A 14,055-nucleotide genomic window follows, 5' to 3' on the forward strand; every position below is an offset into this window, starting at 1 on the left:
TACCGGGCACCTCCCTGCCGACCAGGAGCCGGCCCCGCGGATCACCCAGTGCATACCCGTCAGCGGCGGCCAGGGCTGTCCGGGCGGGTGACGGACCGGCGGTTCCGGAGTGGCGGCCGTGCCGCCGCCACCCCGGAGTCCGGTCGGTCAGGAGATGTCGCGCCGACGGATCAGCAGGGCGCCGGCCACGCCGGTGACCACCGCGTACCCGATCAGCACCGCCGCGCCGGCCCAGCGCGGCGGGTTGCCGGGGATGTCCGTCCCGGTGACCATCAGCGAGGAGGCCAACGACGGCACCAGCAGTTGCAGGTTGTTGATCCAGTCACCCCAGCGGTCGGCCAGGATGGCGATCACCACGGCCGCACCGATCGAGCCGCCCAGGTAGAGCAGGATGCCGGTCACGGTCGCGCCGATCTGGCTGCGGATCAGCACGCCGATGCCGACGCCGAACACCGCCCACAGCAGGTACGCGAGCAGGTTCAGCCCGATGGCCCGCCAGGCCGCGTCGTTGCCCAGTTGCGAGTCCATCCCGACCGCGCTCAGCACCGCCGACCCGGCGATCAGGTTGAGCACGGTGGTGACCAGCCAGAACAGCAGCGCCAGCACGCCCGCCGCGACCAGCTTGGCGATCATCACCGCGGTGCGGTGCGGCTGGGTGAGGAACGTGGTGGTGACCGTCTGGTGGAAGAACTCGCTGGTCACCACGATGATCCCGAGCAACATGATGATCAGCAGGCCGAAGAACTGCCCGGTGGTGAACAGGTTCGACGAGAGCGCGTCGGGAGTGGCCGCGGCCTCGAACTGGGCGGCCTGGTCACCCACCTCCGCGGGGTTGGTGCTGGTGAGGGCGTCGGCCTGCAACCAGTTGATGAGCAGCGTGAGCGCCCACAGCGGCAAGCTGATCAGCGCGAAGATCCACCACGTGTTGGTGGTACGGATCTTGAGCAGCTCGGATCGGACCAGGTTCATCGGATGCCCGCCTTTCCGGCCGTCAGCTCCAGGAAGACCCGTTCCAGGTCGGGCCGTTCGGTGGTCAGTTCGTGCAGCTCCACGCCGGCGGCCAGGGCAGCCCGGCCGATCGTCGGGGCGTCCACCCCGGAGACCAGCAGGACGCCATGCTCGTCCGTGGTGACCGTGGCCGACTGCGCCTTCAGCGCGGTGGTCAGCGCCTCGGCCTGCGGGGTGCGGACCCGGACCTGGGCGCCCTGCGCCATCGACCCGAGCACCTGCTCGACCGGCCCCTGCCGGACGAGCTGCCCGGCCGCGATGATCACCACGTCGTCGGCGAGCAGCTGCATCTCCGACAGCAGGTGGCTGGAGACCAGCACCGTACGGCCCTCGTGGGCGAGGTTCTTGAGGAACCCACGCATCCACCGGATGCCCTCCGGGTCCAACCCGTTGGCCGGCTCGTCGAGGATCAGCACCCGGGGGTCACCGAGCATCGCGGCGGCGATACCGAGCCGCTGCTTCATGCCCAGCGAGTAGCCCTTGAACTTGCGCTTCGCCGCCGGGGTCAGCCCGACCAGCTCCAGCACCTCGTCGGCCCGCTGCTTGGGCAGACCGGCCGCCGCGCAGATCACCCGCAGGTGGTTGATGCCGGTGCGGCCCTTGTGCGCGCTGGACGCCTCCAGGATCGCGCCCACGTGCCGCAGCGGGTCGGCCAGGTCGGCGTAGCGGTGACCGCTGATGGTCGCCGTACCCCCGGTCGGTGTGACCAGGTTCAGCAGCATGCGCAGCGTGGTGGTCTTGCCGGCGCCGTTCGGGCCGAGGAAGCCGGTCACCCGCCCCGGTGCCACGGTGAAGGACAGGTTGTTCACCGCCCGCACGTTCTTGTACTGCTTCGTCAGACCGGACACCACGATCTGACCGTCGCTGGTGGGGCTTCGCTGCCCGTCAGTCATCGTTCTCCTCCCGTGTGGCGTCGAGGTACGCCGTGGCACAGCGTGACGGTACGGAGCAACAAGGTCAATCAGGCCGGGTACCTACGGCGTGGTCCTACTCCGGGCGGACGCGCTCCTTCCCGAGGATGACGACGGGGGCCTCAGCGGGCGATCCAGGTGGCCCGGGCCGCGCCGAGCAGCGCGCCGTCCGGGCCGTACAGGCTGGTGTGCACCAGCGCCTTGCGGCCGTCGACGCCGATCAGCGCGCCGGTCACCACGCACTCGTCGCCGGGCGCCGGCCGGGCGGTGACCACGGCGGCGATCCGGCCGAGCAGGTACGGGCGCTCCGGCGCGAGCACCGTCCAGCCGCCGGGGCAGTCCAGCGCGGCCCAGACGGTGGCGTCGCTGACCTGCCCGGGCGCGCGGAACGGCGCGGCGGTCCGGCCGTCCGGCAGCCGCCCGGGGAAGATCCGCAGCCCGTCTGTCCGGCTCGGACCACAGACGAAACATCCGGGGTACGGGTGCGCCGCGAACCCGGGGTAGCGGGTGGCCGCCTCCACCGCCGTCGCGGCGTCGACCGGCGGTACGACGGCGTTCACGACACCCGCCGGTCGGACCTCGTCCACCAGCTCGCCGGCGGGGTCCCGAACCTCGCCGTCGACGAGGGTCAGCGCCGTCTCCAGCGGCGGTGGCCGACGCAGTGTCACCTCGACCGGGCCCGGCCCCGCCGCGGCGGCGAAGAGTCCGGCGCTCCAGCCGCCGTTACCGGAGCCGGTGGGCCCGTTGTAGCGGGACTCGATGCGCATGGGTGACCTCCGTGGGGGCGTGGACGGCATCGTCGCCGACCGTCCCGCAGCCTCGCACGGGCACACCTCGCGGGCATCCGCCGGCCGGCGTTCATCCGTCCGACACCAGCGGTGCCCACCGATGGCACCCAGGGCCCTTACACAGATCCCATGGCCGTTCTGCATGTCGCTGGCACGCCACTGACGACCAGCGGATACACCCTGCTGATCGCCGACGACCCCACCCAGGTCGCGGCCGCGCAACGCCTGCGCCACGAGGTGTTCGCCACCGAGTTGGGCGCCACCCTCCTGCCCGGCGGAGCCGGGCTGGACGTGGACCCCTTCGACGCCCACTGCGACCACCTCATCGTCCGGGAGGACAGCACCGGACAGGTGGTCGGCACGTACCGACTGCTGCCGCCGGGGCGTACCGACCGGCGGTACGCCGAGAGCGAGTTCGACCTCGGTGCGCTGGACCCGCTCCGCGACGACCTCGTCGAGACGGGCCGGTCCTGCGTGCACCCGGACCACCGCTCCGGTGCGGTGATCAACCTGATGTGGGCGGGGCTCACCCGCTACCTGCACCTGCGCGGCTCCCGCTGGCTCGGCGGCTGCGCCTCCGTGCCGGTCGACGACGGCGGTCGGACGGTCGCCGGGGTGTGGGCCCAGGCCCAGGCCCGACACCTGTCGCCTCCGCCGTTGCGGGTTCGCCCGCTGCGCCCGTGGTTCGCCGAGCCGGCCGCAGCCCTGGCCGCCCCTGCCGCCGACGCCGAGCCGGCTGCTCGCGTGGCGGTGCCACCGCTGCTGCGCGGCTACCTACGACTCGGCGCGTGGATCTGCGGCGAACCGTCGTACGACCCCGACTTCGGGTGCGCGGACTTCTATGTGCTCTTCTCCCTGGACCGGATGAACCCGCGCTACCTGCGACACTTCCTGGGCGGGGACGAGCGGTGAGCGTCGTGGCGCACGACCTGTGGCGACCCTCGTCGGGCTGCGACGACGACTGCCTGCCGACGGCCGGCGAGGTGTCCACCGTGCCGGTGGCCCGTCGGGTGCTCCGGCTGGTCGCGGCGGGCGGCATGCTGCTGGCCGGGGTGGGCGTGGCTTTGCTGCTGCCCGTGCTGCCGGCGCCCGAGCGGCAGGCCGTGCTGCGCGGCTGGGCCCGCGGCACCGTGCGCGCGTTCGGCGTCCGGCTGGTGATCAGGGGGCGGCTGCCCCGGCGGCGCGCGCTGCTGGTCGCCAACCACGTCTCGTGGCTGGACATCCTCGCCGTCCTGGCGGTCGCGCCCACCCGGATGGTGGCGAAGCGGGAGATCCGGTCGTGGCCGGTGGTCGGGCTGCTGGCCGCCGCGGCGGGCACGGTCTTCGTGGACCGGTCCCGGCCGCGGGCGCTGCCCGCCACCGTGCGCCGGCTCGCCGACGCGCTGCGCGCCGGCCGCTCGGTCGCGGTCTTCCCCGAGGGTACGACCTGGTGTGCCGGGGACGGCGCGGCCGAGTGTCGCCCCGGGGGCGGCTTCCGTCCGGCCATGTTCCAGGCGGCCATCGACGCGGGCGCTCCGGTGGTGCCGCTGCGGCTCGGGTACCGGTGCGCGGACACCGGGGCGTGCACCACTGTCGCCGCCTTCCTCGGCGCGGACACCCTGCTGCGCTCGGTGGCCCGGGTGGTCGCGGCCCGGCACCTGGTGGTCTCGGTGACGATCGCCGCCGCGCTGCACCCGGGGCAGGACGCCGACCGGCGGTTGCTGGCCCGGGCCGCCGAATCGGCCGTACACCTGGTGGCGGCCGTCCCGACGCGAACCCGGCTGCGGCCGGTCGCCACCCTGCCCCCGGCCGTCTCGGCGTCGACACCTCACCCTGGCCGGGAGTTGGACCTGGCCGCCTGAGCCGATCCCGCCTGCGCGCTGGCCCCCTACCGGCGCGCCGATCCCGCCTGCGCGCTGGCCCCCTACCGGCGCGCCGATCCCTACCGGCGCGCCGATCCCGCCCGCGCGCCGATCCCGCCCGCGCGCCGATCCCGCCCGCGCGCGAACCCGCCCGCGCGCGACCCCGCCTGCGGGTGGAAACGCCCGTCAAGATCCGCGCAACGACAGGGTTCTTGCTGCTTCCCGGGCGCCTGAGGCAGCAACACATCCGGGAGACTGTGCGGATCTTGGCGGACGCTGCACCACATCTCGCGACAGTCTTGTCATATCGCGATGTATCGCGTTATTGTCTCCTCGGGAGGCGCGCCCCGGTGCGCCGTTGGAAGGAGCACAGCCATGGCCGGATGGACGGTCGAGACGCCTCGGCGGCTCACCTTGGACGGCCCGGTCACCAGGCTGGACGTCCGCCTCGTCAGCGGACGGCTGAACGTGGTCGCCGCCGACGGGCCGACCCGGATCGACATCACCCAGGTCGGTCGTCGGCCGGTCCTGATCGACCACTCCGACGGTCGCCTCAGCATCCGCCAGGAGCGCGAGTGGGGATGGTCGGGCTTCCTGCGCGGGCTCTGGGCGATCCACCGTTTCCCCCGGGTGGACGTCTCGGTGGCCGCGCCCGCCGACGTCCTCGCCGACCTGGGACTGGGCGCCGGCTCGGTGGTCGTCTCCGGGCTGCGCCGGCAGACCACGGTCGACGTCGCCGCGGGTCAGATCACCCTCATGGGGCTGCGCGGCACCACCTCCGCGAAGATCACCTCGGGGCCGGTGGAGGCGCTGGGCGTCCGCGGCGACCTCACCCTGGAGACCGTCTCCGGGGAGGTGGTCCTCGCCGACAGCGCCGCCGAACGGGTCCGGGCGCAGACCGTCTCCGGCGCCATCACCTGCGACCTGGACAACCCCCGCCGCAGCGACATCCGGCTCACCACGATCTCCGGCAGCATCACTGTCCGGGTCCGCGAGGACAGCGACCTCTCCGTCCGGCTGAACACCGCCGCCGGCCGGATCACCAGCGGTTTCGCGCAGGTGCGCAGCTCGACATACCCGCTGCCGAACAGCGAGGGGGTGCTCGGCAGCGGTGACGGTAAACTCTGGGCCTCCGCCACCTCGGGCAGCATCGCCCTGCTCGCCCGGGCGGTCGACGCCGATTCCGAGGAGCTGCCGTGACCGCCGTGTTCAGCCACGGGCGGCTCCGGCTCTACCTGCTCAAGCTCCTCGACGACGGCCCCAAGCACGGCTACGAGCTGATCCGCCTCCTGGAAGACCGGTTCCTCGGGCTCTACGCGCCCAGCGCCGGCACCATCTACCCCCGGCTGCAACGGCTGGAGGCCGAGGGGCTGGTCACCCACACCGCCGCCGGAGGGCGCAAGACGTACGGCATCACCGACGCCGGCCTCGACGAGCTGCGCCAGCGGGCCGGTGAGCTGGCCGCGTTGGAGGCGGACATCGCGGCCTCGGTGGCGGACCTCTCCACCCTGGCCGGCGAGATCCGCAGCGAGGTGCGTGGCTCGACGCGTGACCTCAAGCGGGAGCTGAGCGAGGCCACCCGCCAGACCCGACGTGCGCGGTGGGTACCGCCCGCGTCGCCGTACCGACCCCCGCCGGACGACGCGCCACGCGCCGCCCTGCTCGACGAGTTCGACAAGCGGCTGGCCGCGTTCACCGCCGAGGTGGGCCGTCTGGCGCGGGCGCGACAGTTCAGCGACACTCAACTGCGTACGGCGATCCGGCTGCTCGACGGCGCCCTGGACGGGCTGCGCCGGCTGCTGCGCTGACCGGTCGGCGACTCACAGGATTTTTCCAGGAAGCGTCCAGCGCCGGTGCAGTGAGTTCACCGATGATTGGGCCCATGTCCGCTACCCAGACCGAGGCGCGACTTCTCGTCGTCGAGGACGACCCGAACATCCTCGAACTGCTCTCCGCGAGCCTGCGCTTCGCGGGCTTCGACGTGGCCACCGCGACCAGCGGCAGCGCTGCCCTGAACGCCGCCAAGGACCACCGGCCCGACCTCGTCGTGCTCGACGTGATGCTGCCGGACCTGGACGGCTTCGAGGTCATCCGGATGCTGCGGGAGGGCGGCACGCGTACCCCGGTGGTCTTCCTGACCGCGCGGGACGCCACGGACGACAAGATTCGCGGGCTCACCCTGGGCGGCGACGACTACGTCACCAAGCCGTTCAGCCTGGAGGAGCTGACCGCGCGGATCCGCGCCGTGCTGCGACGCACCACCACCGGCGAGCAGGCCCCGTCCCGGCTCACCTTCGCCGACCTTGAGCTGGACGAGGAGACCCACGAGGTGCACCGGGCCGGGCAGCGGGTGCAGCTCTCGCCGACCGAGTTCAAGCTGCTGCGTTACCTGATGCTCAACGCCAACCGGGTGCTGTCCAAGGCGCAGATCCTCGACCACGTCTGGAACTACGACTTCCGGGGCGACGACAACATCGTCGAGTCCTACATCTCCTATCTGCGCCGCAAGGTCGACACCGGTCAGCCCCGGCTGATCCACACCCTCCGCGGCGTGGGGTACGTGCTGCGCAAGCCGGCGGCGTGAACCCGGTCCAGCAGGCGAAGGGTCGCGTTCGTAGCGTTCCGCTGCGGGTGAAGCTGGTGACCGCGGTGCTGCTGCTGGTCGCCGCCGCGCTGCTCGTGATCAGCTCGCTGACCACGTTCTTCCTGCGTAACTACCTGGTTGGCCAGGTCGACAATGAGCTGATCGGCTCCGCGCGCACCATCGAGAGCGCCGTGGTGACGGCACAGCAGGGGCGTCTCGGCGTCCCGACCGACTACGTGGTGGTGGTCGCCAGCCCGAACGGCGGTCGGGTCACCGTCTACGACGACAAGCGTTTCGACGTCGGCGACCTGCCGTCGTGGCCGTCCGATGCCGCCGGTTTCGAGAAGCTGGAGGGTAAGCCCTTCACCGTCCGCGCCCGGGACAGCCACGTGCGGTGGCGGATGCTCTACACCGAGCTGCCCAACGGCCAGCTCGCCGCCATCGGTCAGCACCTCACCGACGTGGACCTGGCCGTGAAACAGCTCGTCTGGATCGACCTGCTGGTCGGCGGCGCGGTGCTGATCATGCTGGCCTCGGTCGGCGCGGCGATCGTCCGGACCAGCCTCAAGCCCCTCGTCGAGATCGAGCAGACCGCCGCCGCCATCGCCGGCGGCGACCTCACCCGCCGGGTGCCCGACCCCGAGCAGGGTCAGGAGCACCCGACCTCCGAGCTGGGTCGACTGTCCCGCGCCCTGAACGCGATGCTCACCCAGATCGAGGCCGCGTTCACCGCCCGGGCGGCGTCCGAGACGGCCGCCCGTTCGGCGGAGAGCAGCGCCCGGGACGCGGCGGCCGCAGCCCAGGCGTCCGAGGGGCGGGCCCGGCGCTCCGAGGAGCGGATGCGGCAGTTCGTCGCGGACGCCTCGCACGAGCTGCGGACCCCGCTGACCATCATCCGTGGCTTCGCCGAGCTGTACCGGCAGGGCGCGGCCCGCGCTCCGGAGCAGATCGCCGGCCTGCTGCGCCGGATCGAGGACGAGGCGGCCCGGATGGGTCTGCTGGTGGAGGATCTGCTGCTGCTGGCCCGACTGGACCGGGAACGACCGCTTTCGCTGGCCCCGGTCGAGCTGCCGGTGCTCGCCTCCGACGCGGTGCACGCGGCCCGCGCGATGGCCCCGGACCGGCGGATCGACCTGGACATCGAGCCCGGATCGGGTCCACTCGTCGTCTTCGCCGACGACGCGCGACTGCGTCAGGTCATCGGCAACCTCGTCACCAACGCCCTCACCCACACCCCGCCGGAGGCCGAGATCCGCCTGCGACTGCGCGCCGAGACGGGCAACCTCGCGGTCATCGAGGTGGCGGACACCGGCCCGGGGCTGTCCCCGGAGCAGTCGGAGCGGGTGTTCGAGCGGTTCTACCGGGCCGACGCGGCCCGGACCCGACGCGCCGACGGCAACACCGGCACCGGGCTCGGCCTGGCCATCGTGGCGGCTCTGGTGTCCGCCCACCACGGCTCGGTCGAGGTGGGCGAGACGCCCGGCGGTGGGGCCACCTTCCGGGTCCGGTTGCCTCTGCTGCCGGCGAACGAGGAGAGCGGCGAGTGACTTTCAGCCAACTTCCAGGATCGTTCCAGCTTGATCGCAGTGCCGGGGGAGAAGGTAGGGACATGACCGAGTTCGAGTCCGACCCGCAGCGCCGGCCGGCCCCCACCGACGCCGAGCCGTCGCACCCCACCGCCGAGCTGCCGCGCGACGAGCGCGTGCAGTCCGACTCTCCGACCACCCCTGTTCCGGCCGACGCCGACGCGCCGACGGCCGCGACCCCGGCCGTGGCCGACGCGCCGACGGCCGCGATCCCGGCCGTGGCCGACGCCCCGACCGCGCCCGTCCAGCACGTCGGGCAGCCCACCGGGTACGAGCCGCCGACCGCGGCCCAACCCACCGGGTACCAGCCGGCCGCCGGGCAGCCCACCGGGTACGAGCCACCGGCCGCCGGCGCGTCCGCGCCGCCGTACCCGGTCTCCGGCCACCCGATGCCCGGCCAGCACGGCTACCCGCAGCCGACCGACGGTCGCTACCCCGGTGCCCCCTGGTACGCGGGCCAGCAGTCCGGCTGGGCCGGCGGGGGCCAGCCGGGCGCGGCCTACCCGCAGCACGCCCAGCACGCCCAGTACGCCCAGCATCCGGGACAGCCCGTGCCGCCCTGGGGTCCGCAGGCCACGCCGCCCGGCTCCGGGTCGCGGCCGGGCCGGATCGCCAAGTTCGCCGGTGCCGGTGTCGCGGTGTTCGCCCTGATGCTCGGCTCCGGCGTGGCCGGTGGTGCGCTCGCGCTCGCTCTCGACGGCGACGGCGGTGGCGTCACCCGCACCTACACGGCGGCGCCGGTGCTCAACAGCGCGGACCTGCCGAAGATCGCCGCCGCCGTCCAGGACAGCGTCGTCTCCATCGCCACCGACAGCGGTGAGGGCTCCGGCGTGGTGCTCACTGCCGACGGGTATGTGCTCACCAACAACCACGTGGTCGCCTCCGCGAGCGGGGACACCGTGCAGGTGGTCTTCGCCGACGGCAGGAACGTGCAGGCGAAGATCGTCGGCACCGACCCGAAGACCGACCTGGCCGTGGTCAAGGCCAACGGGGTGAGCGACCTCAAGCCGGCGACGTTCGGCGACAGCGACGCCATGCAGGTCGGCGACCAGGTCCTGGCTCTGGGCAGCCCGCTCGGTCTACAGGGGTCGGTGACCGCCGGCATCCTGAGTGCCCGGGACCGCACCATCCGGGCTGGTGAGGGTCAGCAGCAGGACCCGAACCAGCAGGGCCAGGCCGTCAGCTCGATCTCCGGCCTGCTCCAGACCGACGCGCCGATCAACCCGGGCAACTCCGGTGGCGCCCTGGTCAACACCCGGGGTGAGGTGATCGGCGTCAACACCGCCATCGCCACCTCCGGGCAGAGCACCGGCAACATCGGCGTCGGCTTCGCCATCCCCAGCAACAAGGCCAAGGACGTGGCGGGCAAGCTCCAGCGCGGCGAGAAGGTCAGCCACCCGTCGCTCGGGGTCGGCGTCAACCAGGCCGAGGGCGGCGGCGCGCTCGTCGCCTCGGTCACCGCGGGCAGCGCCGCCGAGAAGGCCGGCCTCCAGCGGGGCGACGTGGTCACCCGCTTCGGCGACAAGGCGATCAACGACTCCGACGACCTGGTCGGCGCGGTGCAGGCCGGCAAGGTCGGCGACCGGGTCGAGGTGCAGTTCAAGCGCAACGGGGCCGAGAAGAAGGTGACCGTGACGCTCGCCGAGACGTCCTGACCGACGCCACAGAACCTGCCTCCCTCCGGCGGCGGGTGGCGGGGCCAAGGGGGTTGGCTCCGTCACCCGCCGCTTCCTCCACCCGGACGGCGGTTCACCCGAAGAGGGTGAACCGCCGTCACCCGTGCGCCCGGCAGGCTCGGCGGGCGAGCGGGCGAGCGGGCGAGCGGGCGAACGGGCGAACGGGCGAACGGGCGAACGGGCGAACGTACGGGGGTGGGGCCGATGAGCACTCTGGATGTCGAGGACGACCAGCGGATCCAGCGGGACGTCCTGGCCGAGCTGGCCTGGGACCCGCAGGTGCGGCCGAACGAGATCGGGGTGACCGTCGACCAGGGAGTGGTCACCCTCACCGGTTACGTCGACGGGGCTGCCCGCGGTTGGGCGGCCGTCCGCTGCGCCCAGCGGGTCCGGGGGGTGCGCGCGGTGGCCGACGAGATCGAGGTACGGCTTCCGGGGACCCCGGGGCGTACCGACGGTGATATCGCCCTCGCCGCGTCCCGTGCCCTTGAGTGGGACAGTTTCGTGCCCGCCGAGCGGTTGGACGTCAGCGTGGCCAACGGCTGGTTGATGCTGCGCGGCGAGGTCGAGTTCGGGTGGCAGCGCCGCGCCGCCGAGGGGGAGTTGCGCCGGCTGGACGGCGTACGGGGGATCACGAACCTCGTCGAGGTACGGCCGTCGTCGCCACCGCCGGACGAGCGGGTGCGGCAGGACGTTCAGCGCGCGCTGGCGCGGACGCTCGGCGCCGAGCGGGTGGCGGTGGAGGTGGACGGCGACACGCTGGTCCTCGCCGGGGTGGTCCGGTCGTGGTGGGAACGGGACCAGGTGGAGCGGGTGGCGTGGTCGACGCCGGGTGTGCGGGTCGTGCACGACCAACTCCTGGTCGGCGGGTAAGCGTCCGTCTTGTCCGGTTTACCGGGGGCAGCGTGGGGAACCCGCCGCGAACCATGCCGACCGGGGGACCAACGGGGAGGACTCGTGGCCGTGAACCACCCGCCCGCCGACAGCCCGCCGGAGCGGTCGTTGCGCATCGCGATGGTGGTCCCGCCATGGCTGTCCGTGCCGCCGCCCGGCTATGGCGGCCTGGAGCAGGTGGTGGCCGGCCTGGTGGACGCGTTGACCGAGCACGGTCACGCGGTGACGCTGTTCGGGGCCGGTGAGCGGCACGGCACCGCTGCCAGCGGCTTCGTCTCCACCGTGCCGGAGGTGCAGTACGAGCGGCTCGGCGAGTCACTGCCGGAGCTGGCGCACCTGGCCCGGGTGAACCGCCTGATCACACCGGCCGACTTCGACGTGATCCACGACCACACCACGATCGGCCCGCTGCTGGCCGGCCGCCGGTCGGTGCCGACGGTGGCGACCGTGCACGGCAACCCGGTGGGGGAGTACGGCGACGTGCTCGGTGACGCCGGCGAGGACGTCGCCCTGGTGGCCATCTCGTACGCCCAGCGTGGACTCAACACGGGCCTGCCCTGGGCCGCAACCGTGCACAACGCGCTGGACCTGCGCGGCTTTCCGCGTAAGACCGAGCCCGGCCAGGGACCGGTGCTGTGGCTGGCCCGGTTCAGCCCCGACAAGGGCCCGGACGTCGCCATCCGCGCCTGCCGGGAGGCCGGCCTGCCGCTGCTGCTGGCCGGCAAGTGCAACGAGGCAGCCGAGCGGCGCTACTACGAGCAGGTCGTCGCGCCGCTGGTCGACGAGGACGTGACGGTCGTCCTCAACGCCGACCGTGCCGAGACCCTGCGAATGCTCGTCGACGCCCGCTGCCTGATCATGCCGATCCAGTGGGACGAGCCGTTCGGCATGGTGATGCTGGAGGCGATGGCGACCGGCACGCCGGTGGTCGCGCTGGACCGGGGCGCGGTTCGGGAACTGGTGCGGCCCGGTCGCACGGGGCTCGTGTGCCGGGGGCCGGAGGAACTGCCCGCCGCGTTGCGTGCCGCGCGGGAGCTGGACCCGCGGGTCTGTGTGGAGCACGTCGCCGAGAACTTCTCGGTCGAGCGGATGGCGTACGGCTACGAGGAGGTCTACCAGCGCTTCGCCCTCGGTCGGCCCGATGTCCGGCGAACGACCCCCGTCGCGGTGCGCTGACGGCCCCGCCCGGGTCAGTCAGACCCGTGCCGCGCCCAACTTGACGATGGCGGCGTCGAGCCGCTGCGCGTACGCCGGGCTGATCGCCCCCTCGCCGAGACGGACGGCGACCTTCTCGCGCAGCCGGGCGACCGACGGTGCCAGCTCGTCCCGGCCGGACCCGACGGCGACGAGCAGGTTGCGTAGCGAGTTGCGCAGGTCGAGGCCGACGTCGCTGCGGATCTCACCGTCACGCAGCCCGGCGTCGACCAGCCCGTCGACCCGGTTGGCGGCCTCGGAGAGGGTGCCCGGCTCGGGGGTGGAGGCGACGGTGGGTCGTGCCGATGACGGTGCCGGGGCCGGTTGGAACGGTTCGGTGGCCGGCGGGTCGCTCGGTGGGTCGCTGGGCGTGGGCGTCGTCGGGCCGGCCGTGGGCTGGGCCCGACGATCCGGCTTCTGGTCGGGCAGCAGGGCGGTGCCGGCGAGCGCCACGGCGACGGCCAGGACCACGGGGATCAGCAGCAGTGCCGGCCGTCGGAGCAACCGGCCGGCACCGTCACCGGGCGGCGCCGGCGGCCGGGTCGCGTCGTCGGCGCGGAGCGTCGTCACGACGCCCGCGGGTGCGGGCGGGGCACCGCTCGCCGGCGGGGCCAGCGGCGCCGGCAGGGTCGGGGCCGGGACTCCGGTCGTGGCGGTCGGCGGGTCGGGCGTCAGCAGGTGGCCGCGCAGCACGGTGGCGATCTGCCGAGCGGTCGGCCGGTCCGCCGGGTCGCGGGCGAGGCTGCGCAGGCAGATCCGGGCGACCGCCGTGGGCAGCTCCGGCACGCCGGCCAGCTCCGGCACGCCGGCCAGCGTCGGCGCGGGGCCGTCGGCGAGCGCGGCGCTGAGCTGCTCCCAGGTGTCCGCCGGGTACGGCACCCGCCCGGTCAACGCCTCGTGCAGCAGGACGCCGAGCGAGTAGACGTCGGTGGCCGGTTGGGCGGGTGCGCCGTCGAGGCGTTCCGGGGCGACGTACGCCGGGGTGCCGAAGGTGCCGCCGTCCTCGTCCTCGTCGGGCGCGCCGATCCGGGTGGCGATGCCGAAGTCGAGGACCTTCACCCCCATCGCCGTCATCATGACGTTGGCCGGGGTGATGTCGCGGTGCACGATGCCCAGCCGGTGTGCGGCGGCCAGCGCGTCGGCGACCTGGGCGCCCGCCTCGACCGCCTCGGGCCACGGTAGTGGCCCCTCGGTGAGCCGCAGCTCCAGTTCCTCGCCGCTGAGCAACTCCATCACGACGAACGAGGTGATGGAGCCGTCCGGGTCGACCGTCTCGCCGTAGTCGTGCACCGACGTCACGTGCGGGTGCACCAACTGGGCGGCGGCGCGCGCCTCCTCCCGCACCATGTCGCGGAACCGTGCGTCGGCGGCCAGCGTGGGGGCGAGCACCTTGAGCGCCACGAAGCGGTCGAGCACCTCGTCCCGTGCGCGCCAGATGACCGACATGCCGCCGGCGCCGATCTGGTCGGTGAGTCGGTACCTGCGGGCCAGCAAGCGGCCCGGATGCAGTGCTGCCTTCACGGATCGCACCTGCCCTCGGGGTGGGAGCGGTATCAGGTTGCGTGAATGTGTC

Annotated in this window: 13 protein-coding genes; 9 read left to right on the plus strand and 4 right to left on the minus strand. The window is 73.3% G+C overall.

What is annotated here, in order from left to right:
• Window positions 1-147: 147 nt before the first annotated feature.
• The 3 genes from ACLQ24_RS10995 to ACLQ24_RS11005 all read right to left on the minus strand — a co-directional run bounded on the left by ACLQ24_RS10995 (window position 148) and on the right by ACLQ24_RS11005 (window position 2,686).
• Window positions 148-969, minus strand: coding sequence for an ABC transporter permease (locus ACLQ24_RS10995; RefSeq protein ID WP_425890905.1), 822 nt, complete (start codon window positions 967-969; stop codon window positions 148-150).
• Entirely contained in the window at window positions 966-1,901 is a 936-nt protein-coding gene (locus tag ACLQ24_RS11000; protein ID WP_425890907.1) for an ABC transporter ATP-binding protein, read from the minus strand. The genes ACLQ24_RS10995 and ACLQ24_RS11000 overlap by 4 nt, the downstream gene beginning before the upstream one ends.
• A gap of 140 nt (window positions 1,902-2,041) precedes the next feature.
• On the minus strand, window positions 2,042-2,686 hold the full coding sequence (locus ACLQ24_RS11005) for a hypothetical protein (RefSeq protein WP_425890909.1): 645 nt from the start codon (window positions 2,684-2,686) through the stop codon (window positions 2,042-2,044).
• 150 nt (window positions 2,687-2,836) lie between these two features.
• Between ACLQ24_RS11005 and ACLQ24_RS11010 the strand changes: the two genes are divergently transcribed.
• The 9 genes from ACLQ24_RS11010 to ACLQ24_RS11050 all read left to right on the plus strand — a co-directional run bounded on the left by ACLQ24_RS11010 (window position 2,837) and on the right by ACLQ24_RS11050 (window position 12,464).
• On the plus strand, window positions 2,837-3,619 hold the full coding sequence (locus tag ACLQ24_RS11010; protein WP_425890910.1) for a GNAT family N-acetyltransferase: 783 nt from the start codon (window positions 2,837-2,839) through the stop codon (window positions 3,617-3,619).
• Complete coding sequence (locus tag ACLQ24_RS11015) at window positions 3,616-4,548, plus strand: lysophospholipid acyltransferase family protein (RefSeq protein WP_425890912.1); 933 nt, start codon at window positions 3,616-3,618, stop codon at window positions 4,546-4,548. Before ACLQ24_RS11010 ends, ACLQ24_RS11015 begins: the two co-directional genes overlap by 4 nt.
• Window positions 4,549-4,923: 375 nt before the next feature.
• A complete protein-coding gene (locus tag ACLQ24_RS11020) occupies window positions 4,924-5,748 on the plus strand; it encodes a DUF4097 family beta strand repeat-containing protein (RefSeq protein WP_425890914.1) in 825 nt (274 codons plus the stop codon).
• Window positions 5,745-6,356 carry a PadR family transcriptional regulator gene (locus ACLQ24_RS11025; RefSeq protein WP_425890916.1) on the plus strand — a complete coding sequence of 204 codons (612 nt, stop codon included), beginning with the start codon at window positions 5,745-5,747 and terminating at the stop codon, window positions 6,354-6,356. The genes ACLQ24_RS11020 and ACLQ24_RS11025 overlap by 4 nt, the downstream gene beginning before the upstream one ends.
• 74 nt (window positions 6,357-6,430) lie before the next feature.
• Complete coding sequence (locus tag ACLQ24_RS11030) at window positions 6,431-7,132, plus strand: response regulator transcription factor (protein ID WP_425890917.1); 702 nt, start codon at window positions 6,431-6,433, stop codon at window positions 7,130-7,132.
• Window positions 7,129-8,679: a sensor histidine kinase gene (locus ACLQ24_RS11035; protein ID WP_425890918.1), complete on the plus strand. Its 1,551-nt coding sequence runs from the start codon at window positions 7,129-7,131 to the stop codon at window positions 8,677-8,679. The genes ACLQ24_RS11030 and ACLQ24_RS11035 overlap by 4 nt, the downstream gene beginning before the upstream one ends.
• A 62-nt stretch (window positions 8,680-8,741) precedes the next feature.
• Window positions 8,742-10,373, plus strand: coding sequence for a trypsin-like peptidase domain-containing protein (locus ACLQ24_RS11040; protein ID WP_425890920.1), 1,632 nt, complete (start codon window positions 8,742-8,744; stop codon window positions 10,371-10,373).
• 225 nt (window positions 10,374-10,598) lie between these two features.
• On the plus strand, window positions 10,599-11,267 hold the full coding sequence (locus ACLQ24_RS11045; RefSeq protein ID WP_425890921.1) for a BON domain-containing protein: 669 nt from the start codon (window positions 10,599-10,601) through the stop codon (window positions 11,265-11,267).
• Between the two features lie 141 nt (window positions 11,268-11,408).
• A complete protein-coding gene (locus tag ACLQ24_RS11050; RefSeq protein WP_425890953.1) occupies window positions 11,409-12,464 on the plus strand; it encodes a glycosyltransferase family 4 protein in 1,056 nt (351 codons plus the stop codon).
• 18 nt (window positions 12,465-12,482) lie between these two features.
• Here the strand turns inward: ACLQ24_RS11050 and ACLQ24_RS11055 are convergent, their stop codons facing one another.
• On the minus strand, window positions 12,483-14,003 hold the full coding sequence (locus ACLQ24_RS11055; RefSeq protein ID WP_425890923.1) for a serine/threonine-protein kinase: 1,521 nt from the start codon (window positions 14,001-14,003) through the stop codon (window positions 12,483-12,485).
• Between the last annotated feature and the right edge of the window lie 52 nt (window positions 14,004-14,055).

Origin of the sequence: Micromonospora sp. DT4, assembly GCF_049841675.1 — a bacterium.
Lineage (GTDB): Bacteria > Actinomycetota > Actinomycetes > Mycobacteriales > Micromonosporaceae > Micromonospora.